16 protein-coding genes are annotated in these 22,963 nt (G+C 65.8%); 3 read left to right on the top strand and 13 right to left on the bottom strand.

Annotation, left to right across the window (positions count from 1 at the left end; genetic code table 11):
* Positions 1 to 226: 226 nt before the first annotated feature.
* The 3 genes from FDW83_RS16910 to FDW83_RS16920 are packed head-to-tail and all read right to left on the bottom strand — an operon-like array spanning position 227 to position 7,786.
* A complete protein-coding gene (locus tag FDW83_RS16910; protein ID WP_138139255.1) occupies positions 227 to 3,949 on the bottom strand; it encodes a 1,4-alpha-glucan branching enzyme in 3,723 nt (1,240 codons plus the stop codon).
* Between the two features lies 1 nt (position 3,950).
* On the bottom strand, positions 3,951 to 5,747 hold the full coding sequence (gene treS / locus FDW83_RS16915) for a maltose alpha-D-glucosyltransferase (protein ID WP_138139256.1): 1,797 nt from the start codon (positions 5,745 to 5,747) through the stop codon (positions 3,951 to 3,953).
* Entirely contained in the window at positions 5,744 to 7,786 is a 2,043-nt protein-coding gene (locus tag FDW83_RS16920) for an alpha-1,4-glucan--maltose-1-phosphate maltosyltransferase (RefSeq protein WP_138139306.1), read from the bottom strand. The genes treS and FDW83_RS16920 overlap by 4 nt, the downstream gene beginning before the upstream one ends.
* 191 nt (positions 7,787 to 7,977) lie before the next feature.
* On the opposite strand from FDW83_RS16920, the gene glgP reads away from it, so the two are divergent.
* Together glgP and FDW83_RS16930 are read left to right on the top strand one after the other, a co-directional pair.
* Positions 7,978 to 10,596: an alpha-glucan family phosphorylase gene (gene glgP, locus FDW83_RS16925; protein WP_205754693.1), complete on the top strand. Its 2,619-nt coding sequence runs from the start codon at positions 7,978 to 7,980 to the stop codon at positions 10,594 to 10,596.
* 76 nt (positions 10,597 to 10,672) lie between these two features.
* Positions 10,673 to 12,460, top strand: a complete 1,788-nt coding sequence (locus FDW83_RS16930) for a thiamine pyrophosphate-requiring protein (RefSeq protein ID WP_138139258.1) — start codon at positions 10,673 to 10,675, stop codon at positions 12,458 to 12,460.
* Positions 12,461 to 12,466: 6 nt separating this feature from the next.
* On the opposite strand, the gene FDW83_RS16935 is transcribed toward FDW83_RS16930, so the two are convergent.
* The 8 genes from FDW83_RS16935 to FDW83_RS16970 all read right to left on the bottom strand — a co-directional run bounded on the left by FDW83_RS16935 (position 12,467) and on the right by FDW83_RS16970 (position 19,990).
* Complete coding sequence (locus FDW83_RS16935) at positions 12,467 to 12,823, bottom strand: barstar family protein (protein ID WP_138139259.1); 357 nt, start codon at positions 12,821 to 12,823, stop codon at positions 12,467 to 12,469.
* 8 nt (positions 12,824 to 12,831) lie between these two features.
* Positions 12,832 to 13,320: a ribonuclease domain-containing protein gene (locus tag FDW83_RS16940; RefSeq protein WP_138139260.1), complete on the bottom strand. Its 489-nt coding sequence runs from the start codon at positions 13,318 to 13,320 to the stop codon at positions 12,832 to 12,834.
* An 11-nt stretch (positions 13,321 to 13,331) separates the two neighbouring features.
* Positions 13,332 to 15,449, bottom strand: coding sequence for a glycogen debranching protein GlgX (gene glgX, locus FDW83_RS16945; protein WP_138139261.1), 2,118 nt, complete (start codon positions 15,447 to 15,449; stop codon positions 13,332 to 13,334).
* Between the two features lie 79 nt (positions 15,450 to 15,528).
* On the bottom strand, positions 15,529 to 16,518 hold the full coding sequence (gene rlmB / locus FDW83_RS16950) for a 23S rRNA (guanosine(2251)-2'-O)-methyltransferase RlmB (RefSeq protein WP_138139262.1): 990 nt from the start codon (positions 16,516 to 16,518) through the stop codon (positions 15,529 to 15,531).
* An 89-nt stretch (positions 16,519 to 16,607) separates the two neighbouring features.
* Entirely contained in the window at positions 16,608 to 18,071 is a 1,464-nt protein-coding gene (cysS, locus tag FDW83_RS16955) for a cysteine--tRNA ligase (RefSeq protein ID WP_138139263.1), read from the bottom strand.
* Between the two features lie 9 nt (positions 18,072 to 18,080).
* On the bottom strand, positions 18,081 to 18,596 hold the full coding sequence (gene ispF, locus FDW83_RS16960; RefSeq protein WP_240721031.1) for a 2-C-methyl-D-erythritol 2,4-cyclodiphosphate synthase: 516 nt from the start codon (positions 18,594 to 18,596) through the stop codon (positions 18,081 to 18,083).
* A 2-nt stretch (positions 18,597 to 18,598) separates the two neighbouring features.
* Positions 18,599 to 19,381, bottom strand: a complete 783-nt coding sequence (gene ispD / locus FDW83_RS16965; protein ID WP_138139264.1) for a 2-C-methyl-D-erythritol 4-phosphate cytidylyltransferase — start codon at positions 19,379 to 19,381, stop codon at positions 18,599 to 18,601.
* A 126-nt stretch (positions 19,382 to 19,507) separates the two neighbouring features.
* Positions 19,508 to 19,990, bottom strand: a complete 483-nt coding sequence (locus FDW83_RS16970; RefSeq protein ID WP_009357288.1) for a CarD family transcriptional regulator — start codon at positions 19,988 to 19,990, stop codon at positions 19,508 to 19,510.
* Positions 19,991 to 20,245: 255 nt separating this feature from the next.
* Here FDW83_RS16970 and FDW83_RS16975 point away from each other — a divergent pair, with 255 nt between their 5' ends.
* Positions 20,246 to 20,800, top strand: coding sequence for a hypothetical protein (locus tag FDW83_RS16975; protein ID WP_370281368.1), 555 nt, complete (start codon positions 20,246 to 20,248; stop codon positions 20,798 to 20,800).
* A gap of 97 nt (positions 20,801 to 20,897) precedes the next feature.
* On the opposite strand, the gene FDW83_RS16980 is transcribed toward FDW83_RS16975, so the two are convergent.
* Both FDW83_RS16980 and FDW83_RS16985 read right to left on the bottom strand, forming a co-directional pair.
* Positions 20,898 to 21,578 (bottom strand): response regulator transcription factor, encoded by a 681-nt coding sequence (locus FDW83_RS16980; RefSeq protein WP_079598280.1) that lies wholly within the window; start codon positions 21,576 to 21,578, stop codon positions 20,898 to 20,900.
* The gene (locus FDW83_RS16985) at positions 21,575 to 22,822 is read right to left on the bottom strand and encodes a cell wall metabolism sensor histidine kinase WalK (protein WP_138139309.1); all 1,248 of its coding nucleotides are present in this window, start codon (positions 22,820 to 22,822) and stop codon (positions 21,575 to 21,577) included. Before FDW83_RS16985 ends, FDW83_RS16980 begins: the two co-directional genes overlap by 4 nt.
* Positions 22,823 to 22,963 lie beyond the last annotated feature (141 nt).

Raw genomic sequence — 22,963 nt, forward strand, 5'->3', positions numbered from 1 at the left:
TCGCTGACATCAACCTTGTCAAAACGGCGTCCGCGACCTCATCAGCTTGAAGCTTTGTTTGGTCGGTTTCCGCCTGACTCAGTGGATCAGCGCGGAAATAAACTCTACCACCACTTCCCCCGGAAGGCCAACCCGGTCCCGGAACCAGCTCCTCCGCCACACAAGGAGGACGCGGGAAGGCCCGGAATCACAGGTGATTCCGGGCCTTCCCAGGACAGCGGTTCGATCAGGAGGTCGCAGCCGTTCCCGGCAGGGCATCCGGGCCGGCACCGGCCGCGGGCTTGAAGTACGCCGCACCCAGCGGAGGCAGCGTGACAGTCAAGGTAGCGGGCTGTCCGTCCTGGCCTTCGTCGACGGCCTTCAGGGAACCGTCGTTCAACACACCCGATCCGCCGTACGTGGTGTTGTCCGTGTTCAGCACCTCGGTCCACTCCCCCGCAACCGGGACACCCAGGGTGTAGCCAACGTGGGGTCCGCCGGAGAAGTTGATGGCGCAGACCACCGGGTTGCCGTCCGTGTCGCGCCGGATGAAGGACAGCACGTTGCGGTCCGCATCCCCGCCGTTGATCCACTGGAATCCGCCGGGTTCATTGTCGCGGGTGTAGAAGGCCGGAGTGGACTTGTACAACTCGTTCAGGTCCTTGGTCAGCAGCTGCAGGCCCTTGTGCGCGGGGATATCCGCAAGCCACCAGTCCAGTCCGTGCTGCTCGGACCACTCAGCCTCCTGGCCGAATTCCGTACCCATGAAAATCAGCTGCTTGCCGGGATGCGCCCACTGGTACGCAAGGAACGCGCGCAGGTTGGCGAGTTGCTGCCACCGGTCACCCGGCATCTTGCGCAGCATCGATCCCTTGCCGTGGACAACCTCGTCATGGCTGATGGGCAGGAGGAAGTTTTCCGTGAAGGCGTACACCATGGAAAACGTGATCGTGCCGTGGTGCCACTTGCGGTTGAACGGATCCTCGGAAGCGTACTTAAGGGAGTCGTGCATCCACCCCATGTTCCACTTGAGGCCGAAGCCCAGGCCGCCGTGGCTGGTCGGCGCGGTGACACCGGGGAATGCGGTGGATTCCTCGGCGATCATGACCGTACCCGGATGCGTCTTGTACACGGTGGCGTTGACTTCCTGGAGGAATGAGATGGCCTCCAGGTTTTCCCTTCCGCCGAAGCGGTTGGGCTGCCACTGCCCGTCCTGGCGCGAATAGTCGAGGTAGAGCATGGAGGCAACGGCATCCACGCGCAGGCCGTCGATGTGGAACTCGTCGAGCCAATAGAGGGCGTTGGCCACCAGGAAGTTGCGTACTTCCGTCCGGCCGAAGTCGAAGATCAGCGTGCCCCAGTCGGGGTGCTCGCCAAGGTTGGGATCGGCATGTTCGTAGAGGGCCTCGCCGTCGAACCGGGCCAGGGCCCAGGAGTCCTTGGGGAAATGCGCGGGGACCCAGTCCAGCAGGACGCCGATGCCGGCCTGGTGCAGTGTGTCCACCAGGTACCGGAATTCATCGGGATGGCCAAAGCGGGAGGTTGGCGCAAAGTAGGACGTGACCTGGTAGCCCCAGGACCCGCCGAACGGGTGCTCCGCCACGGGCATGAACTCCACGTGGGTAAAGCCCAGCCACTTGACGTACTCCACCAGTTCCTTGGCCAGTTCGCGGTAGCCCAGTCCCAGGCGCCACGAACCAAGGTGTACCTCGTATACGCTCATCGCTGAGTTGTGCGGGTCCCGCTGGGCGCGAACTTCCATCCACTCGTCATCCTTGAACGCGTAGGTCGGCTCGACGACTTTGGACGCGGTCAGCGGCGGAACCTCGGTGCCGAAGGCGAGGGGATCGGCTTTCTCCACCCAGTAGCCATCGCGGGTCCTGATTTCGAACTTGTAGCATGCACCCGCTGAGACACCGGGGATGAAAATTTCCCACACCCCGGAAGAACCCAGCGATCGCAGGGAATTCTCGCGGCCGTCCCAGCCGTTGAAGTCGCCCTTGACGCGGACGGCCTGCGCGTTGGGGGCCCAGACCGCGAACGAGACGCCGTCCACATCCCCCAGCGACGACTTGTAATGCTGCACGTGCGCGCCGAGTACCTGCCACAGTTTTTCGTGCCGGCCCTCACCGATCAGGTGCAGGTCCACTTCACCCACGGTGGGCAGGTAGCGGTACGGTTCGTCGACGGTCACGGGCTCGGCGCCCGGGTAGGTGACCGACAGGCGGTAATCCGGGACATGCCCGCGGTCGAGCGGCTCCATGACCGCCACCCAGACACCGTGAGCCTCGTGCTCCATCGGCACTTCGCCCGCGGCGGTGATGACGGTGACCGATTCCGCGAGGTGCTTGACGGTACGGATGGTGACGTGGCCGTAGTCGTCCAGGTGCGCGCCAAGAACGGAGTGCGGGGCGTGATGTTCACCGTTCGCGATCTTGCCCAGGGTGCCGGCATCCACGTGCAGCGGTACCCCTGGCCGGTCAGTTCGTGCTGAGCCTGTCATTTCGTTACCTTCCGATGCTGCCCCGGCCTGGTGGCCGGCGCTGTTACCGCTCAGGAGCCGCCTGGAGGCGTTCACCGGGATCGCCAACCAGTCGGGCCTGTTACGCATTTCATAAACTACTTCGTACAGTGCCTTGTCCAGCCACAATGCCACAAACAGGGGCGAGTTCCGGTCCACGGTTCCGGGCGTGATGCCCGCATACCCGGCCAGGAACGCCTCCGCGCAATCATCTACCCAGGATTCCGGCACCTGGGCGCCCTCCTGCTCACGCTGGGCGGCGCCGGCAGCGTAGTCAAAGGACCGGAGCATTCCGACGACGTCGCGCAGGGGAACATCCGGGACGTTGCGTTCTGCGATGGGACGCATGGGTTCGCCCTCGAAGTCGAGGATGGCCCAGCGGCCGGTCCCCCCATTGTGTCCGGGAACCTGGAGGATCTGGCCCAGGTGGAGGTCGCCGTGGATCCGCTGCAGCGGTCCGGCCGGTGCGCCGTCAAGGCCGGCAAGCAGCGCATCCAGCGCGTCGTCATAAGGTCCGACGGCGGGACCGGCTTCCGCCCACGCCTGCCGGACACGCTGGGCTACTCCCGGCCCGATCACCTTGCCCGGTTCGCTTTCAGCCGATTGCCCCAGGGCTTCTGCCAGCCGCCGGTGGACAGTTGCGGTGGCGGCGCCAAGGGCCTTGGCCTCCGCGGTGAAGTCCGTGCCGGACCGCGCTGCATCCACGGCAAGGCGCCAGGCATCCCGCCCGCCGGCCAGGAACTCATGCGCCACGGCCAGCTCCCCCTGGACCTGGCGGGTGCCCTTGCCGCTTGAATCCGTTCCGCCCTGCGCCAGCCATTCGCCGCGGACCCAGCCCAAAGTGGCCGGCACCTCCGAGGTGCCGCCGGACGTGAGGGCCGCACCCACCTCGACTTCCGGATTCGTCCCTTCGGACAACACCCGGAAGAACTTGATGATCGCGGCCGATTCGCCGTCGTCAACAATGACGGAACTGTTGGACTGCTCTCCGGACAAAACCTTCACAACGCCCCGCGCGGTGGGGAGCCGGTAGCTTCCGGGGACTTTGAAGCCTGCGGCGGTTCCGGTGGATGCTTTCGCTTCCCGGCGGATCAGTTCCAGCCAGGCGCCAACGAAGTCGGGGTCATGGACAGCGTCGTAGACCCAGGGCCGGGACGGATCCGTGCCTGCGGCTTCGCCCACGAGGGCGCGCTCCATTCCCGCCGCGGGTGCCGGCCTGAAGCTCAACGGGACCTGCACCACGGCAGTCCGCCGGCCGCCGTCGGCAGTCCGCGTGGTGACGTTCAGCAGGAACACGGACAGGGCGGCGTGCTTTACAGGGTCTTCAAGGCCCAGGCTGCCTGCCTGGCTCATCTCGAACTCGGGCGTCTTGACAGGGAACCAGCGCTGCCTGGGAAGCCATTCCTGCAGGAGCGCGGTCAGGGCGGGGGTAAGGATCGGCTGGTTCATCTCAGTTCTCTATCGACAGGATGGGCATGGCCTGGGTGTACGGCGACGACGGGTTGGATGAAGGAGACCGGACACGGAGCCAAAAGAAGTCATGGCTGCCCAGGGTCAGCGTCAACGTGCCGTCGTCATTGATTCCGGGAAACACCTGTCCCCCGAAGACATCGCGCAGCCCCCGGCCGGCGTATGCCGGCACCCGCAACCGGGCTGCCACCGGGTGCTGTGAAAGGTTGAAGGCGCACAGGACGGTTTCCCCGTCCACGCCGGCCGTATTGCCGTCCGGCAGTTCGCGCAGGTAGGCAAGGACGGCGTCGTGGTCGGCTTCCACGTGCTTGAAACCGCCGAGGCCGAAGGCGGCATGGTTCTTGCGGACGCTCAGGATCTGCCGGGTCCAGCGCAGCAGGGACCCCGAATGCGCGGCCTCGGCCTCCACGTTCGCCATGCTGTAGTTGTAGACCAGCGACTGGATGGGCGGCAGGTAGAGCTTGCCCGGGTCCGCGCTGGAAAAGCCCGCGTTCCGGTCCGGGTTCCACTGCATCGGCGTACGGACCGCGTCCCGGTCCTCAAGCCAGATGTTGTCGCCCATGCCGATCTCGTCACCGTAGTAGAGGAACGGACTGCCCGGCAGGGACAGGAGCAAGGCGTTGATCAATTCGATTTCCGCGCGGGAGTTGTCCAGCAGCGGGGCTAACCGCCGCCGGATGCCGATGTTGGCCCGCATGCGCGGGTCCGGCGCGTACCAGCCCAGCATGGCGGCACGTTCGTCGGCCGTGACCATTTCCAGGGTCAGTTCGTCGTGGTTGCGCAGGAACGTTCCCCACTGTGCGCCCTCGGGAATGGCCGGGGTGTCCTTCATGGTGTCGATGATGGGTGCGGCCTTCTGGTCCCGCAGCGCGTAGTAAAGCCGGGGCATGATGGGGAAATGGAACGCCATGTGGCATTCCGGCTCTTCCTCGGTTCCGAAGTATTCCACCACCTCGTTCGGCGGCTGGTTGGCCTCGGCGATGATCACGCGGCCGGGGTAGCTTTCATCCACCATAGCCCGCAGTTTCCGCAGGAACTCGTGCGTGGCAGGGAGGTTTTCGCAGTTGGTGCCCTCTTCCTCGTAGAGGTAGGGAATGGCGTCCGCGCGGAATCCGTCAATGCCCTGGTCCAGCCAGAACCGCACGACGTCGAAGAGCGCCTCGATGACCCTGGGGTTTTCGAAGTTCAAATCCGGCTGGTGGCTGAAGAAGCGGTGCCAGAAGAACTGCCGGCGGATGGGGTCGAACGTCCAGTTCGATTCCTCGGTGTCCACGAAGATGATGCGCGCGTCCTGGTACTTCTCGTCGGTGTCGCTCCACACATAGAAGTCGCCGAACGGCCCGTCCGGGTCCTTACGGGATTCCTGGAACCAGGGGTGCTGGTCCGAGGTGTGGTTCAGGGGCAAATCGATGATGACCCGCACGCCGCGCGCGTGGGCTTCGGCCACCAGCCGCTTGAAGTCGCTGATGGTGCCGAACTCGTCCAGTACCGAGTTGTAGTCGGAGATGTCGTAGCCTCCGTCCCGCAGCGGCGACTGGAAGAAGGGCGGCAGCCACAGGCAGTCCACCCCCAGCCACTGCAGGTAGTCCAGCCGGTCGATGAGGCCGGAGAAGTCTCCGGACCCATCGCCGTTGGCATCCGCGAAAGCCCTGACCAGTACTTCGTAGAACACGGCCTTCCGGTACCACAGCGGATCATGCTGGAGGCCCGGGGCGTTGAGTTCAAACGTGCTCTTGGGAGTGAAGTGCTGGCCCGAACTTTGCGGATTGAAAGTCACTGATGCATTCTCCTGACGCTCAGGATGTGTGCGGGCTCAACATGCGGGTCCAGGCGGACGTAGTTGTATTCGCCCCATTCCCAGCTTTCCCCTGAGATCAGGTCGTCCACGTGGAAGCCCCCGTTGACAGTCAGGTCCTGCGGATCGAGTTCCAGCGCCGCCAGGTCCAGCGTCACCGTGCATTCCCTGGTCACGTGCGGATCCACGTTAACCACCACGATGAGCGTGTCCTTGGAGCCGTCCGGAAGGGTTTTGTGCTTGGAGTAGACCACCGTGGCGTCGTCCGTGCTCTGGTGGACCGTCAGATTCTGCAGGTCCTGCAGTGCCGGGTGGTCGCGCCGCAGGTGGTTAAGCCGGGTGATGAACGGGGCCAGGGTGCGCCCGGACTCGGCAGCGGCATCCCAGTCGCGTGCCTTGTACTCGAACTTCTCATTGTCGATGTACTCCTCGGCACCCGGCCGGGCCACGTGCTCGTACAGCTCGTAGCCCGCGTAGACACCCCACAAGGGGCTGCCGGTCGCGGCCAGCACGGCCCTGATCCGGAACGCGGCCGGGCCGCCGAACTGGAGGTAGGGGGTGAGGATGTCAGGGGTGTTGACGAAGAAGTTGGGGCGGAAGAAGGCCGGCGACTCGTGGCTGACCTCCTGGAAGTAGTCCTCGATCTCCTTCTTGGTATTGCGCCACGTGAAGTAGGTGTAGGACTGCTGGAAACCGGCACGGCCCAGTGCGTGCATCATGGCGGGCCGGGTGAACGCCTCGGCGAGGAACACCACTCCCGGAACTTCTTTATGGACTTCGGCAATGAGCCATTCCCAGAACCACACCGGCTTGGTGTGGGGGTTATCCACGCGGAAAATCTTCACCCCGTGGCTGACCCAGAGCAGGACAATCCGCAGGATCTCATTCGAAAGGCCCTCGGGGTCATTATCGAAATTGAGGGGATAAATATCCTGGTACTTCTTTGGCGGATTTTCGGCGTAGGCAATACTGCCGTCAACACGGGTTGTGAACCATTCCGGATGTTCTGTCACCCACGGGTGGTCCGGGGCTGCCTGCAGCGCCAGGTCCAGTGCAACTTCCAGGCCCAGTTCATTGGCCCGGGCGACGAAGGCGTCAAAGTCCTCGAAGGTTCCGAGGTCGGGATGAATGGCATCATGGCCGCCTTCAGCTGCACCGATGGCCCAGGGTGACCCGGGATCGTTCGGGCCTGCCACCAGGGTGTTGTTGGGGCCCTTGCGGTGCTTCATGCCGATGGGGTGGATGGGCGGCATGTACAGGACATCGAAACCCATGGCCGCCACGGCATCGAGCCTCCTGGCGGCGGTGCGGAAGTTTCCGGAGGTCCAAGTACCCGTGGAGTGGTCCTTCACGGCTCCTTCGGACCGGGGAAAGAACTCGTACCAGGCACCGCGCCCGGCGCGGTCGCGTTCAACGTTCAGGGGGAACTTCTCCGAGACGGTGACCAGTTCGCGGATGGGCTGGCGGGCCACGACGTCCGAAACTGCGGGGCCGAAGCCTGCCGCCAGCCGTTCCTCGGTGCTCAGTGACTGGTTGGCGAGGGTGTCGGCTGCCCACCGCAGGGTGTCCCGGTCCGCCCCGCTGCGCGACTCGTCGCCGGCGGCTTCGGACAGCAGGGCCGCACCTTCGGCGAGCATCAGCTCAACGTCGATGCCGGCGTCGATCTTTACTTCGGCGTTGTGGTGCCAGGTGCCGTAGCGGTCGTGCCACGCTTCGATGACGAAGGACCAGTTTCCGGTTTCCGACGGCGTGAGGATGCCTTCCCAGCGGTCGGTTCCCATGCCGCGTTCCCCCCGCGGCGGTGCGAGCCGGACGCGCTGGCGCTCGGCGCCGGACGGATCCAGGAGCACGGCGCTGACGCCGAGCTGGTCGTGGCCTTCCCGGAAACAGGTGGCACCCACCACGATTCCTTCGCCCGGCAGGGCTTTGGCCGGGAACTTTCCACCCTCGACGACGGGCTGCACGGCAGTGATCGGAAAACGTCCGAACCGCAGTCCCTCGGTGATGGCTCCCTTTGGCATTACATCTGTTGCGGCACTGGTTCCTGAGTTAGTCGTCACAGGCTCGACGTTAGCGACAAATGCCGAATATTGCTAAGCCTGCGCACTAATTTCGTTGCAGCGCGTGTCATGTCCCGCAGGCCCCTGTCATTTACGCAAAAGAAACCTAAAGCTAGTTCCGGCTGCCGATGTTGTCCGTTAGTGTGACGCAGGTGAAGGCAATCCGCAGGTTTACGGTCCGTACAGTCCTCCCCGAACCCATCCGGCCACTGGCACGGCTGGCAAGTAACCTGCGCTGGTCCTGGCACCGGCCCACCAGGGAGCTTTTTGCCGGGCTGAATCCGCGCATCTGGGAAGAGAGCGAGCAGGACCCCGTCAGCTTCCTCGGTATGGTGAGCCGCGAGGAACTCCAGCAGCTCGCCGCCAACCAGTCCGTTGTGGAGCGGGTGCGCGCCGCCGAGGAAGACCTCGACCGCTACCTGGAAGAGCCCCGCTGGTACCAGGGCCTGGGCCCCGAGGCGCCGGTTTCCATTGCCTACTTCTCCCCCGAATTCGGTATCACCGAGGTCCTTCCGCAGTACTCCGGCGGCCTGGGCATCCTGGCCGGCGACCACCTGAAGGCAGCCTCGGACCTGGGGGTTCCCCTGATTGGCGTGGGCCTGCTTTACCAGGCCGGCTACTTCAAGCAGTCGCTGTCCCGGGACGCCTGGCAGCAGGAAACCTACCCCGTCCTGGACCCGGACGGCCTGCCGCTCACCCTGCTCCGCGAGCCCTCTTCGGACGGCAACGGCAAGCCGCTGCAGATCACCCTCCCGCTGCCCAACGGCCGGCGGCTGCTGGCACACATCTGGCGGGCCGACGTCGGACGCGTTCCCCTGCTGCTCCTGGACTCCAACGTACCCGGCAACGATGACGCTGCCCGCAGCATCACGGACCGGCTTTACGGCGGCGGCGGCGACCACCGGCTGCAGCAGGAACTGCTGCTGGGCATGGGCGGGGTCAAAGCCCTGCGCGCCTACCAGCAACTCACCGGCGCGCCCGGGCCCGAGGTGTTCCACACCAATGAGGGCCACGCCGGCTTCCTGGGCATCGAGCGGATCCAGGAACTCATGTCCGGCGAGCAGGCCCTGACCTTCGATGAGGCCCTGACTGCGGGGCGCGCCTCCACGGTCTTCACCACGCACACCCCTGTGCCGGCGGGCATCGACCGCTTCGAAATCTCCCAGATCAGCCACTTCTTCCAGGCGGGCCTGGCTCCGGCCGTGCCGCTGGACCGGATCCTGGAACTAGGCCGTGAGAACTACGCGGACGGCAACCCCGCGGTGTTCAACATGGCCGTCATGGGCCTGCGGCTGGCCCAGCGCGCCAACGGCGTGGCCAAGCTGCACGGCGAGGTGTCCCGCGGCATGTTCTCCGCGCTGTGGCCGGGCTTCGACCACTCCGAGGTGCCCATCACCTCTGTGACCAACGGCGTGCACGTGCCCACCTGGGTGGACAGCCGGATCGCGAAGCTGGCCCGCGACCAGTTCGGCAGCGAAGCCGAAGCCAACGGGCGCTGGGACCTTGCGTACAACGTCAGCGACGCCGACGTCTGGGCGCTGCGCCGGGAGATGCGGTCGGCGCTGGTGGACGACGTCCGCCGCCGGCTGCGGGCCGCGTGGAAGAAGCGGGGCGCCGCCGACGCCGAGCTGGGCTGGACGGACAACGTCCTGGACCCGGACGTGCTGACCATCGGCTTCGCCCGGCGCGTCCCCACCTACAAGCGCCTGACCCTGATGCTGCGGGAGCCCGAGCGGCTGAAGGCACTGCTCCTGCACAAGGACCACCCCATCCAGCTGGTCATCGCCGGCAAATCCCACCCGGCGGACGACGCCGGCAAGAAGATGATCCAGGACCTGGTCCGGTTCACCGACGACCCCGAGGTGCGGCACCGGATCGCGTTCCTGCCGAACTACGACATCGCCATGGCCCGCACCCTGTTCCCGGGCTGCGACGTCTGGCTGAACAACCCGCTGCGCCCCCTGGAGGCGTGCGGCACGTCTGGCATGAAGGCAGCTCTTAACGGCTCGCTGAACTTGTCCGTGCTGGACGGCTGGTGGGATGAAATGTACGACGGCGAGAACGGCTGGGCGATTCCCACGGCCAACAACGGAGCCTCCCCGGAGGAACGGGACGATATCGAGGCGGCCGCCCTGTACGAACTGCTTGAAACCCAGGTGGCGCCGCGCTTCTACGGCAGCACGGTCTCGGAGTCGGCAGGCGCGGCCGGGCCGTCGACGTCGGAAGCCGAAAAGGTGCCCACGCACTGGGTGTCCATGATCAAGCACACCCTGTCCCACCTGGGCCCTGCCGTCTCGGCCGAGCGGATGCTCCGCGACTACGTCAACATCCTGTACCGCCCGGCCGCTGAGGCCGGCCGGAGCGCCGTGGCCAACTCGTACTCGCAGGCCCGCTCACTCGCATCCTGGAGCGCCAAGGTGCGCGCGGCCTGGCCGCAGGTGCACGTGGAGCACGTCGATTCCGTGGGCGTTTCCGAGGACCCGCAGATCGGCGACATTCTGCAGGTCAACGCGTACGTGGCCCTGAACAGCCTCACAACGGATGACGTTTTCGTCGAGGTGGCGTACGGCCGGGCGGAGGAGAACGACACCCTGGCGGACATCACCCTGATGGAGCTCCAGGTGAAGGAGGACCTCGGCAACGGCCGCCACCTGTTCAGCGGCTCCCTGGTGATCGACCGCTCGGGTCCGTTCGGTTACACCGTCCGGGTACTGCCGCGGCACGAAGCACTGGCTTCCAAGGCTGAGCTGGGACTGATCGTCAACGCATAACACCCCGGTCCGCCGGGTAAGGCTTGTGGCAGGCAGGCAGGCAGGCAGGCAGCAGCACCGACGCACAGGGGACTCCATGACCGAACGTACAGTGTCCGACGTAATCGTGGACAGGCTCGGCGCCTGGGGCGTGGAGCGGGTTTTCGGCTACAGCGGTGACGGGATCAACGGCTTTATGGGTGCGCTCCGGCGTGCCGGCGGAAGGGTCGAGTTCGTCCAGGCCCGGCACGAGGAGACCGCAGCCTTCATGGCCGTGGGCCACGCCAAGTACACCGGCGGCGTGGGAGTGGTCACCTCCACCCAGGGCCCGGGCGCCGTCCACCTCCTCAACGGACTCTACGACGCCAAGCTGGACAGTGTTCCAGTGGTGGCGATCGTGGGGCAACAAAGCCGGACGGTGCTCGGTTCTGCATACATGCAGGAGATTGACCTCAGCAACCTGTTCAAGGACGTGGCGTCCCAGTTCGTCCAGCTGGTGAGCGCGCCGGAGCAGGTTCCCATGGTCCTGGACAGGGCGTTCCGTACCGCCAAGGCCACCTCGTCACCGTGCGTCGTCATTGTCCCGCACGATATCCAGTCGGCGCCCGCGCCGGAGCTGGAACAGCAGCATGGCATCGTCGTCACGGCGCCGTCCTGGAGTTCGGCTGCAAAGACGCCGCGGGAACAGGACGTGGATGCTGCCGCTGCCCTCCTGAACTCCTCCGAGAGGGTGGCCCTGCTGGTGGGCCAGGGGGCCCGGCACGCAGCCAGGGAGGTGGTGGCGGTCGCGGAAAAGCTGGGCGCCGGCATCGCCACCAGCCTGCTGGGCAAACCGTACGTGGACGAGACGCTGCCCTTCGCCGTCGGGACCATGGGCCACCTCGGCACTACCGCCAGCGCGCATTTGCTGGGCAACTGCGACGCCCTCCTGATCGTGGGATCCAATGATCCGTGGACCGAGTTCTATCCGCCACCCGGCGCGGCCCGTGCCGTGCAGATCGACATTGACGAAAAGAAGATCGGGAACCGCTACCCGGTGGAGGTGGGCCTGGCCGGTGACGCCGCGTCCGCCCTCGCCGCGCTGGACAGCAAGCTGGAGCACCGTACCCGCCGGGAGTGGCGCGCTGACGTGGAGCACGAAGTCAGCCGCTGGCGCATCCTCGCGGCCGACCGCGCCGCCGTGCCTGCCTCCCCGGTCAATCCGGAGCGCGTGGTCCGGGAGCTCAACGGCAGGCTCCCCGGGAACGCCCAGGTGAGTGTCGACGTCGGAAGCTGCGTCTACTGGTATGCCCGGCAGCTGGTCCTGCCGCCGGGTGTGCCCGCCCATCTTTCCGGGACGCTGGCAAGCATGGGCTGTTCGCTCCCGTACGGGCTGGCCGCCAAGCTTGCGCACCCCGACCGGCCCCTGGTGGCGCTGGCCGGCGACGGCGCCATGCAGATGGCGGGTGTAGCTGAACTTGCCACGGTGGCGCACCGCTGGCGGCAGTGGCGGGACCCGCGGTTTGTGGTGTGCGTCTTCAACAACCGGGAACTGACGGAAGTCACCTGGGAACAGCGGGAGTCCGAAGGCGAGCCGCGGTTCGCAGCCAGCCAGGAACTGCCCGACTTCCCGTTCGCCGGCTACGCCGAACTGCTGGGCCTGACGGGCATCCGAGTGGAGGATCCGGAGCTTTTGGGCGACGCATGGGAGCAGGCGTTCGCCGCGGACCGGCCTGTGGTGATCGAGGTGCTGACCGATCCCGAGATCCCGCTCCTGCCTCCGTTCCCGGCGGGCAAGGAAAAGGCGGAGAGCATGCGGAAAGGACTTGCGGCAGAGGACGACGGCGGCCGTGCGGCCGGGCTGCTGGACACCTACCTGTCGCACGAGGAACGCCCCGGGCAGTAGGTCCTGCTAGAGCAGGACGGCGGTGACAGCCAGGTCCTTCCCGGCGTAGCTCTCGGCGTCCTGGAGTATTTCGCAAATGACCCCGAAAGACCGATCGCTCCGGAACTGCGCGGCAACCTGCCACAGCAGGGTGACCGGCGGGTTGCCGTTGTCCATAATGGCGTCGGCAAAGTCGTGCAGTGAATCGTTCAGGGCGTCGAGGTTCACGCCGTAGTGCTCGGGGAAGCTGAGGACCTCGCCGAACGTCTCAAGCACCGCGCGTTTGCCCTCGGCAGGAGGAACCACCAGGCTTCGGCGTCCGGCGTCAGCCACCTGCTCCTGCAGTTCCTCGAGTGTCCAGGTATCGCCGGAGTAGATCTTCATGGGTGTGCCTAGCTGCCTTCCGCTATGAATTTGAACGATTCGTAATGGTCTTCGGTGTAGTACTTCTCCCCGCCGCCACCGGCAACGATGCGGCGGGCTCCCCGGTCCGACTCGCCCGGCGTGGGGACCGTGTATTCGCGGTAGTATCCGCGGTCCCGCCGCGGCAGGAGGCGTTCGAAGTTGCCGAACGTCCTGTCATCCTGGCTGTACTGGTACGGCCCGCCCGCCCGGATGAGCGCCAGGACCCTGCGCCCCTCCGCCGGCAGTTCCGACTCCCGGATAGCGGGAAGCCCGGAAGGGTTGTCCGCCGCCGGTGCCGGGACTGCCGGCGCCGGCCCGGACGGTGCGGTGCCGCCCGGTGCCGCCGCGGCGGTGGAAGGAGGTGCCGGCGTCGTGGTGTCCGTCAACTGGCCCAGCAGGCCTGACCCGCCAAAGGCCAGCAGGGCCAGGACCGCCAGCGCGCTGAGCAGCAGTGGCAGGAGGGAACGGTTGCGCAAACTGGAAGTCCCTAGGTGCGGTAGATGCTGATGGAGTTGGCTTCGGCGAGGTCGGTCTCCCCGGACACGGCTACGCCGCCCTGCCGCAGTTCGTGCAGCGGCGAGGTGGTCAGCCGCAGTTCAAAGGTGCGCGGGGCCGTGCCTGGGCCGGTGACCCGGGGCAAAGTGATCTGGACATCCGAGGTGCTCCCGTTGACGACTATCAGGCCCGCCAGTGCACCGTTGTCCGATCCGAGGAGGAGCTGGACCACGCGGTTCCGCGGATCGTTCCAGCGCTCGAGGGACATGGGGTCGCCGTCCTGGTCGAACCAATAGAGGTAGGACTGCTCGTCCCGTACCGGAAAATCGTGGGGCTGGGCCGCCAGGAATTCCTTGCGGAGCCGGATGTAGCGCTTGGTGCTGCGCAGCATCTCGTGGGATTCCGGGGTCCGGCTCCAGTCCACCCAGGTGATGGTGTTGTCCTGGCAGTATGCGTTGTTGTTCCCCTGCTGCGTCCTTGCCAGTTCGTCGCCGGCGGTGATCATGGGCACGCCGAGGGAAATCAGCAGTGACGCCATCAAATTCCGGCGCGACTGGGCGCGACGGGCCAGGATGTCGCCTTCCTCGGTGGGCCCTTCCACGCCGTGGTTGTAGCTGCGGTTGTCGCCGTGGCCGTCGCGGTTCTGCTCGCCGTTCGCCTCGTTGTGCTTCCGGTCGAAGGAGACGAGGTCGTTCAGAGTGAAGCCGTCATGCGCGGTGATGTAGTTGATGGAGGCCAGCCGGGAGCGTCCGGAGGCCTGGAAGAGGGCGGCGGAACCGGCCAATGAATCTGCAAGCTTGGCCACCGATCCGCCCTGGCCGCCGTTCTCGATGGCCATCCGGTCCGCGAGCCAAAAGGAACGGAGCGAATCGCGGAAATGGTCGTTCCAGTCCGCCCAGCCAGGCGGGAACTGCCCGGTCTGCCACCCGCCGTAGCCAATGTCCCACGGCTCAGCGATCAGTTTCACGTCCGAGAGCACGGGGTCCGCCGCGACGTCGACCAGGAACCGGTGACGGGGATCGAACTCATTGTTGCCGTTGCGGCAGAGGGTGACTGCCAGGTCGAAGCGGAAGCCGTCGATATGGAACTCATCCACCCAGTACCGGAGCGAGTCCAGGACAAGCTGGACGACCTTGGGCTCGGCGAAATTGAGGCTGTTGCCGCAGCCCGTGGTATCCACGTACTTGCCGTGCCCGTCGGTCCGGTAGTAGGCGGCCTCCCCCAGCCCGCGGAAACTCACGGTCTGGCCGTCCGGGCCGCCTTCGGCAGTGTGGTTGTAGACAACGTCCAGAATGACTTCCAGCCCGGCGGCGTGAAGTGCCTTGACCATGCCCTTGAATTCGTCCTGTACCGCCTGCGGGCCGGACTCCTGTGCAGCACGGGTGGCGTAAGCCGGGTGCGGGGCGAAGAACGCTGCGGTGTTGTAGCCCCAGTAGTTGGTCAGGCCCAGGTCCTGCAGGTGGGGTTCATCGATGTGGAAGTGCACCGGGAGCAGCTGCACCGCCGTGACGCCCAGGCCTTTGAGGTGCTCAATCACGGCAGGGTGGGCGAAGCCTGCGTAGGTGCCGCGAAGCTCGGCCGGCACGTCTGGGTGGAGCATGGTCTGCCCGCGCACGTGCGCTTCGTAAATGATGGTGTCGCGCCACCTCAGGCGCAGGCGTTCATCGCCCGCCCAGTCGAAGTCGCCCGCCATCCGTACGCTGGCCAGGAAACCGTCGCACTGGTCAACCGCGCGGCCGTAGGGGTCGAGCAGCAGCGGCTGTCCGCCGTCGTCGTCGTCTGCTTCTTCCTTGGCGGGCACGGCAAGGGGCAGGGCCTGCGCCGCTGCTGTGGGCCGGAAGCCATACCGTGAACCGTAGGGCAGGCCTTCGACGATGCCGTGGTGAACGCCGCCGGTGACGTTGGGCAGCACCTGGACGCGCCACCTTCCGCCGGGGGCGCGGTAGGCAATCTCGAGGCTGGAGACCGCCGGGGCGTAGCAGGCCACGTTCACCCGTCCGCCGGGACTTTGCCGGGGACTGCCGGAATCCGCGCGCGGAACGCTCACACCGAGGGGAACTGCCGATGAGGCATCCATGGTGGAAGCGGTGTCGAAAAGCGGCATGACCATCACCTAAATAGTAGCCGCCCTCGCCGCCTGACCTGCCCCGACGCTGGCTGTGTGACGCCGGCTCCGCAGGTCCGCGGCCTTACTTCGTTGCGCGCTGGCGGGAAACCTCGTAGAGGGAGATGCCAACGGCCATGGAGGCGTTCAGCGATTCCATCGCCGAATCGATCGGAATAGAGACGATTTGATCGCAGTTCTCCCGGACCAGCCGGCTCAACCCCTTGCCCTCGGAACCCACCACGATGCAGACGGGCTCGGTGGCCAGGGTGAGGTCCGGCAGCGAAACGTCTCCGTCGGCGTCGAGGCCCAGGACGAAGATGCCCATGTTCTTGAACTGCTTGAGCGCACTGTTGAGGTTTGAGGCCCGGGCGACGGGTACCCGGACAGCAGCGCCGGCGCTGGTCTTCCAGGCGGAGGCGGTGACGCCCACGGAACGGCGCTCGGGGACGATGACGCCGTGGCCGCTGAAGGCGGACACAGAACGGATAATGGCGCCAAGGTTGCGTGGATCGGTGATCCCGTCAAGGGCGACGAACAGCGGAGCGTTGCCGATGTGGCCCTTCTTCCACTTCTCCACCGTTTCCTCGGCCAACTCGTACGCGTCGGCATAGTCATAGGGCGGGATCTGCAGGACCAGCCCCTGGTGGACGGCGTCATCGGTCATCCGGTCCAGCTCGGGCTTTCCGGTTTCAAGCAGCGGGATGCCGCGCTCGGTGGCGAGCTTGAGGGACTCCTTGACCCGGTCATCCATCTCGATCCGGATGGCGACGTGCAGAGCCTTGGCGGGAATGCCGGCGCGGAGCGCCTCCACCACGGAGTTGCGGCCGGTGACGACTTCCTCCGTTGCCCGGCCCTTCGGTCCGGACTTGCCGGCTCCTGCGCTGCGGGCACCGGCGTTGCGCTTCGCGGCGGACCGCTCGGCGAGCTGCTTGGCCTTGTGGGCCTTGTGGTAGACGCGGTCCTCAGCCTTGGGCGTGGGGCCCTTGCCTTCCAGGGCCTTGCGGCCGTGGCCGCCGGTTCCGACGGTTGGGCCCTTCTTCGCTTTAACCGACCGGCGACCATTGTTGGCCATGATGTTCCACCCTTGATTGTTTCGACTGAATCTGCCTACCAGTCTATCGACCCGGAAAAAATCGGGTGACCGGGTGGAAAGGGGCCGGACTAGTCCCGTCTCAGGCTCCAGGAGGCGCCGTCCGGGCCGTCCTCCACAACAATGCCGGCGTCCTTCAGGGTGTCCCTGATGGCGTCCGAGGCCGCCCAATCCTTGTTGGACCGCGCTGTTGCCCGGGCTGCCAGCTGGGCCTCGACCAGCACAGCGAGGGCTTCCACTTCCCTGGTGCCGGCGGCTTCGGACCCGGCTACGGCGTTGAGCCCGAGGACGTCGGTCATGGTGGCGACGGCGGCCATCGCCTGCCGGGCGGATTCGTCGTCTCCGTCGGCGAGGGCCGTGTTGCCGGTACGGACCGTCTCGTGCAAAGCCGCCAGCGCGCGGGGCACGTTCAGGTCATCGTCCATTGCCTCCGCGAAGGCCGTAAGGCTTCCGGCGGGGCCGCCGTCCTGGCCGGCCGGTGCTACGTCGTGGCCAAAACGCGCTGCCGCTTTCGCCAGGAAACCGTCAATGCGTTCGACGGCGGCCGCGGCCTCCTGGAGGGAGGTGGGACGGTAGTCCAGGACTGAGCGGTAGTGCGCCTGCCCGAGGTAGTAGCGGACCACGCGGGGCGAAGCCAGTTCCAGCATTTCGGCAGGGCTGACGGTGTTTCCCACGGACTTGGACATTTTTTCGCCCTCGTAGGTCACCATGCCGTTGTGCATCCAGAAGCTGGCGAACTGGTGTCCCGCAGCCTGGGACTGCGCCATCTCGTTCTCGTGGTGCGGGAACCGCAGGTCCAGCCCGCCGCCGTGGAAATCGAACTCGGTGCCGAGGTACTTGGTGACCATGGCGGAGCATTCGAGGTGCCAGCCGGGGCGGCCGGCTCCCCAGGGGGAAGCCCAGCTCGCCGTGGCGGGTTCGTCCTCCTTGGAACCTTTCCACAGGGCGAAGTCGCGGGGATCCTTCTTTCCGCGCGGATCGGCGTCCGGAGCGGCCTGCATGTCGTCGATGTTCTGCCGGGTCAGGGCCCCGTACTTGCTCCAGGAGCGGACATCGAAGTAGACGTCGCCTGAGCCGTCCAGCGCCGGGTAGGCGTGGCCGCGGTCCATCAACTGCTGGATGAGGGCGTGCATTTCCGGGATGTGCCCGGTGGCGCGGGGCTCGTAGGTGGGCCGGGAAACACCCAGGGTGTCGTAGGCCTTCAGGAATTCCTGTTCGTAGCGGTAGGCGAGGGCCCACCATTCCTCCCGGGGCACCTCACCCGGTTCCGGAGAAAAGCCCGGCGCGAACGATGCCTCCGATTTGGCCAGGATCTTGTCGTCGATATCCGTGACGTTCCGGACGACGGTTACGCGGTAGCCCCGGTAGGACAGCCAGCGGGTCAGCTGGTCAAAGGCGATGGCGGAGCGGATGTGGCCTACGTGCGGCATGCCCTGCACGGTAGCCCCGCAGTAGTACAGGCTGGCCTTGCCCTCGATCAGGGGAACGAAGTCCCGGACTTCGGCGGAGGCTGTGTCATAGAAGCGCAGGGTCACCGCTCCAGACTAGCCGATGGCGTCGGAGGGCCGCGGGTAGACCAGGGCGGTGGCAACCGCGGAGATGCCTTCACCGCGTCCGGTAAAGCCGAGTCGGTCGCTGGTGGTGGCCGTGACGCTGACCGGCGCGTCCGCGGCGTCGCTGAGGACCTGCTGGGACTCCTCCCGCCGCGGTCCAAACTTGGGCCGGTTGGCGACGAACTGGACCGCCACGTTGCCGATCTCAAACCCGGCGGCACGGACGATCCGGGCCGCTTCAGCCAAAAGTGCAACGCCGGAAGCACCGGCAAACTCAGGCCTGTCCGTACCGAAGTGGGTGCCGAGGTCTCCGATGCCGGCTGCCGAAAACAGCGCGTCCGCTGCGGCATGCGCCACAGGGTCGCCATCGGAGTGGCCCGCGAGGCCGCGCTCACCAGGCCAGAGCAGTCCGCCCAGCCACAACGGGCGGTTTGAACCGTCGGCGGCGTAGGCGTGGACGTCCAGGCCGATGCCGGTACGGGGGATGATCATGTACGGGTTTGCCATGCTTAGCCTTCCACCCACCGGGCACCGAGCGGGCCTTCGAGCAGCCCTTCGGCGAGGATCAGGTCCAGCGGGGTGGTGATCTTCAAGGACTGGGTGGAACCACGGACCACGTGGACCGCCGTGCCGGTCATCTCCACCAGCATGGCGTCGTCGGTGATGGCTGCCGCTTGCCCGGAGTCCAAGGCCAGTGCGGCCTGGTGCGCCTCCTGCAGCGTGTTGGTCCGGAATCCCTGGGGTGTCTGGACTGCCCTCAGGTCCTCCCTGGGCGCCGTTCCGGTGACCACTTCCGGGGCCAGCGCTGCGTCTCCGTCCGACGTCGGCGCGACGGTCTTGACTGTGTCCACCACGGGGATGGCAGGAATGACAGCCTGGGCACCGGCAGCGAGTGCGTCGGTAACGCGGTGGAACACAGCTTCGGGTGCCAGGGCGCGGGCGGCGTCATGGACCAGGACGGCGTCCGTGCCCTCCATCAAGGCACCCAGCCCCGCCCGAACGGACTCAGCCCGGGTGGCGCCGCCGTCGACGATGGTGAGCAACGGGCCACCGTCGGCAAGTTCTTCCCGGAAGTCGTCGCACTGGCGGCGCAGGCTTTCGTGGCCCGCCGGCAGCGCAATGCACACCTGGCTGGCAATTCCGGACGCAACGATGCCGCGGAGGGCATGCATCAGGATGGACTCCCCGCCCAGCGGGACCGCCGCCTTGGGCATGCCATACCCAAGCCGCTGCCCGGAACCTGCAGCCACCAGGATCACCGCGGTGACCAGGCGCTTAGCTGTTTCGCTCATGCGGACTAGCCTACGTCCCTGCGCGCCCTCATGCCGGAACCAGCCACGACGGTGCAGCAGGCAGGACATGATGCCAAGGCAAAAAAGAAGCCCCGGCTGCACTTTCGTGCCGCCGGGGTTCAATTCTTAGGAAGCCAAAACCTCGTCGAGAACGCTTGCCGCCTTCTCTTCGTCGGTCTTTTCGGCCAGCGCCAGTTCTGAAATCAGAATCTGCCGGGCCTTGGCCAGCATTCGCTTTTCGCCTGCGGAAAGGCCCCGGTCGTGATCACGGCGCCACAGGTCACGGACGACCTCTGCGACCTTGATGACGTCACCGGAAGCAAGCTTCTCCAGATTTGCCTTGTACCTGCGCGACCAGTTGGTGGGCTCTTCGGTGAACTCGGCGCGAAGCACATCAAACACGTGCTCCAGGCCATCCTTGCCCACTACGTCCCGGACCCCAACAAGGTCAACGTTTTCTGCTGGAACTTCAATGGTCAGATCACCCTGAGCCACCTTGAGCTTGAGATACATTTTCTCTTCGCCCTTGATGGTGCGCATCTTGATTTCTTCAATCTTCGCAGCACCGTGGTGAGGGTAAACTACTGTCTCGCCGACCTCAAATACCATGTGGACATTTCCCCTTTCCCGCAGACCAGTTTATCACGATGCAGGCATATGACCGGCCGCGGAACGGGCCTGGAACCGCATAAATACGCGGAAAATGGGCCAAAACAACCCTCTGGACCCCTTGACGGATGCAGATAATAGTGCATCCCCGGGGTGCTGCCAAGATCCCTGCGACGCCCCCGAATCCTCGTTTGGGGGCCTTTCCGGATAGGCTATGCCTGAATAATGTTTCAAGACTCTCGAGGAGTACGTGACGTGCGTTCCACTGCGATGAACCGGGCCCTGCGCGGCAAACTGGCGCTGACGGCTGCCGCCCTTGGCGTCGGACTGCTGGCATCAGGCTGTAGCGTCAACAATTCCCAGCAGACAACTGCCCAGTACCAGCAGTCGGACGGAATCAACACCGAAGTCGGTCCGCTCGAGCTGCGCAATATGATGATCGTCTCCGCCGGCGAGGACCAGCCCGGCCGCGTTATCGGTGCCGTCTACAACTCCTCTTCCGAAGATGTGAAGCTCACGGTCAACGGCGCCGAAGGCTCGCAGACTGAGGTTCCCGTCAAGGCCAACTCCTACACTCTTCTGAACGAGAGCTCGGATGAAGCCATCCTGAGCACCACCGGCGATGTTCCGGGTTCACTGGTTGACATCACGATCACCGAGGACGCCACCAACGTCAGCAGCACGGTCAAATTCCCCGTCCTCGACGCAACCCTGCCCGAGTACAAGGAGTACCTGCCGGCCGGCAGCACCCAGTCGCCGTCCCCGACCCCGTCGCCAACGGCTTCGGAACTCGGCGGCTCGAACCACTAGGCCAGGCGCAACAAACACATAACAGGAGGGAGGGGCCGCGGCCCCTCCCTCCTGTTATGTCCGGCGGCTTGCTATGCCATGCAGCGGCATGCTCCAGTCACGGTTCGAATTTGTACCCGAGGCCGCGGACGGTCACGAGGTACCGGGGCGCGGAGGGATCGGGTTCAATCTTGCCGCGAAGGCGCTTGACGTGGACGTCCAGGGTCTTGGTGTCGCCCACGTAGTCGGAGCCCCACACGCGGTCTATCAGCTGGCCGCGGGTGAGCACCCGGCCGGAGTTGCGCAGCAGCATTTCGAGGAGTTCGAATTCCTTGAGGGGCAGCAGGACCTGTTCCCCGTCCACGCTCACCACATGCCGTTCAATGTCCATCCGGACCGGGCCCGCCTGCACGGTGGAGGAGATGAGCTCTTCCGGTTCGCCCTGGCGCCGCAGCACGGCCCGGACCCTGGCCACCAGTTCTCGTGACGAGTAGGGCTTGGTGACGTAGTCGTCGGCCCCCAGCTCCAGCCCCACCACTTTGTCGATCTCCGAGTCCTTGGCGGTCAGCATGATGACCGGGACGCTGGAACGCTGGCGGAGCTGGCGGCACACCTCGGTCCCGGACAGCCCGGGGAGCTGCAGATCCAGCAGCACCAGGTCGGCGCCGTTCCGGTCGAACTCCGTAATGGCGTCCAGGCCGTTGTCCACGACCTCCACCTCAAAACCCTCTTTGCCCAGCAAATAGGACAGGGGATCGCTGAACGATTCCTCGTCCTCCACTATCAAGATCCTGCTCAAGCGCTAGCTCCTCGTTCTTTTGCGCCGGCGGCGCGGGGTACGTGGGTGACTGATGGCAGTTCGGCCCCCTGCCCTGGCTGCTCCTGTGCAGGCCGGGCGGCAAGCGGAAGGTCCTCGTCGCCGTCGTGCCCTTCCATCTCGGGAAGGCGGAGGGTGAAGGTGGACCCCTGGCCTGGCTGCGACCAGACCGTCACCTCGCCGCCGTGGTTCGACGCGACATGCTTAACGATGCTCAGGCCCAGCCCGGTTCCGCCGGTGTGCCGGGAGCGGGCGGAGTCCACGCGGTAGAAGCGTTCAAAGACGCGCTCCTGGTCCTCGGCGCTGAGGCCCTCCCCCTGGTCCGTCACTGAGATGGAGATCAGGCCGTCCTTGGAACGGACTCCGATGCCCACGCGGGTGTTTGCCGGCGAGTAGCGGATGGCGTTGTCGATAAGGTTCCGCAGGGCCGTGACCAGCAGGTCCTGGTCGCCGAAGACCTTGCCCTCGGTGCGGCCGCCCACCACGATGGTGATGTTCTTGCTCTCCGCCGGCAGCTGCGACCGGTCCACGGCGTCCGCGATGACAGCGTTGATGTCCACCGGTCCGCCCTGGGTGGTGACATTGGCTCCCTGCAGGCGGGAAAGCTCGATGATGTCCTGCACCAGCGCCGCGAGCCTGCCGGATTCCTTGTGCAAGCGCTTGGCGAAGCGGCGGACGGCCAGCTCGTCGTCCGCCGACGACTCAAGGGCCTCAGCCAGCAGCGAGATGGCTCCCACCGGAGTCTTCAGTTCATGCGAAACGTTGGCGACGAAATCGTTGCGGATTTCCTCGGTGCGGGTGATCTCCGTCCGGTCATCGGCGAGCAGGAGGATGTATTCCTTGCCAAGCATCGCTGCCCGGACCTGGACGATGATGGTCCCCTGCCCCAGCGGACCGCGGGGCAGTTCCAGCTGCTTTTCCAGGATCACGCCGTCGCGGCGGACGCCGGCCGTCATGTCCAGCAGTTCCTTATGGACCACGGTGTGGCCGCGGACCAGGCCGTAGGCATAGGCGGCGGGGCTGGCACGGACCACGCCGTCCACGGCGTCAACCACCACAAAAGCCCGCCCGACGACGGCCAGCACCTCGGCCGCGCCCGGCGGCAGTGCCACCTCGTCCGGGTCCACGTCCAGCAGCCGGCGCTGCTTCTCGCTCACCCGATAGGCGAGCACGCCAAAGGTGCCGAGCGCCAGGCCGACGAGGCCTGCGACCAGACCGATGAGCATAGGATCCACAGGTCCACCTTATGCTCTAGCTGCGGCCGATCCGGCGCGTCCTGCCCTGTTGCATGAACGATTCAACTAACGTTCACCTGCACAAGCCTTACCGTTTACCGGATACTGGCAGAGTAACGAGTTGGACTGCCC

Origin of the sequence: Pseudarthrobacter sp. NamE2 (assembly GCF_005796205.1) — a bacterium.
Lineage (GTDB): Bacteria > Actinomycetota > Actinomycetes > Actinomycetales > Micrococcaceae > Arthrobacter.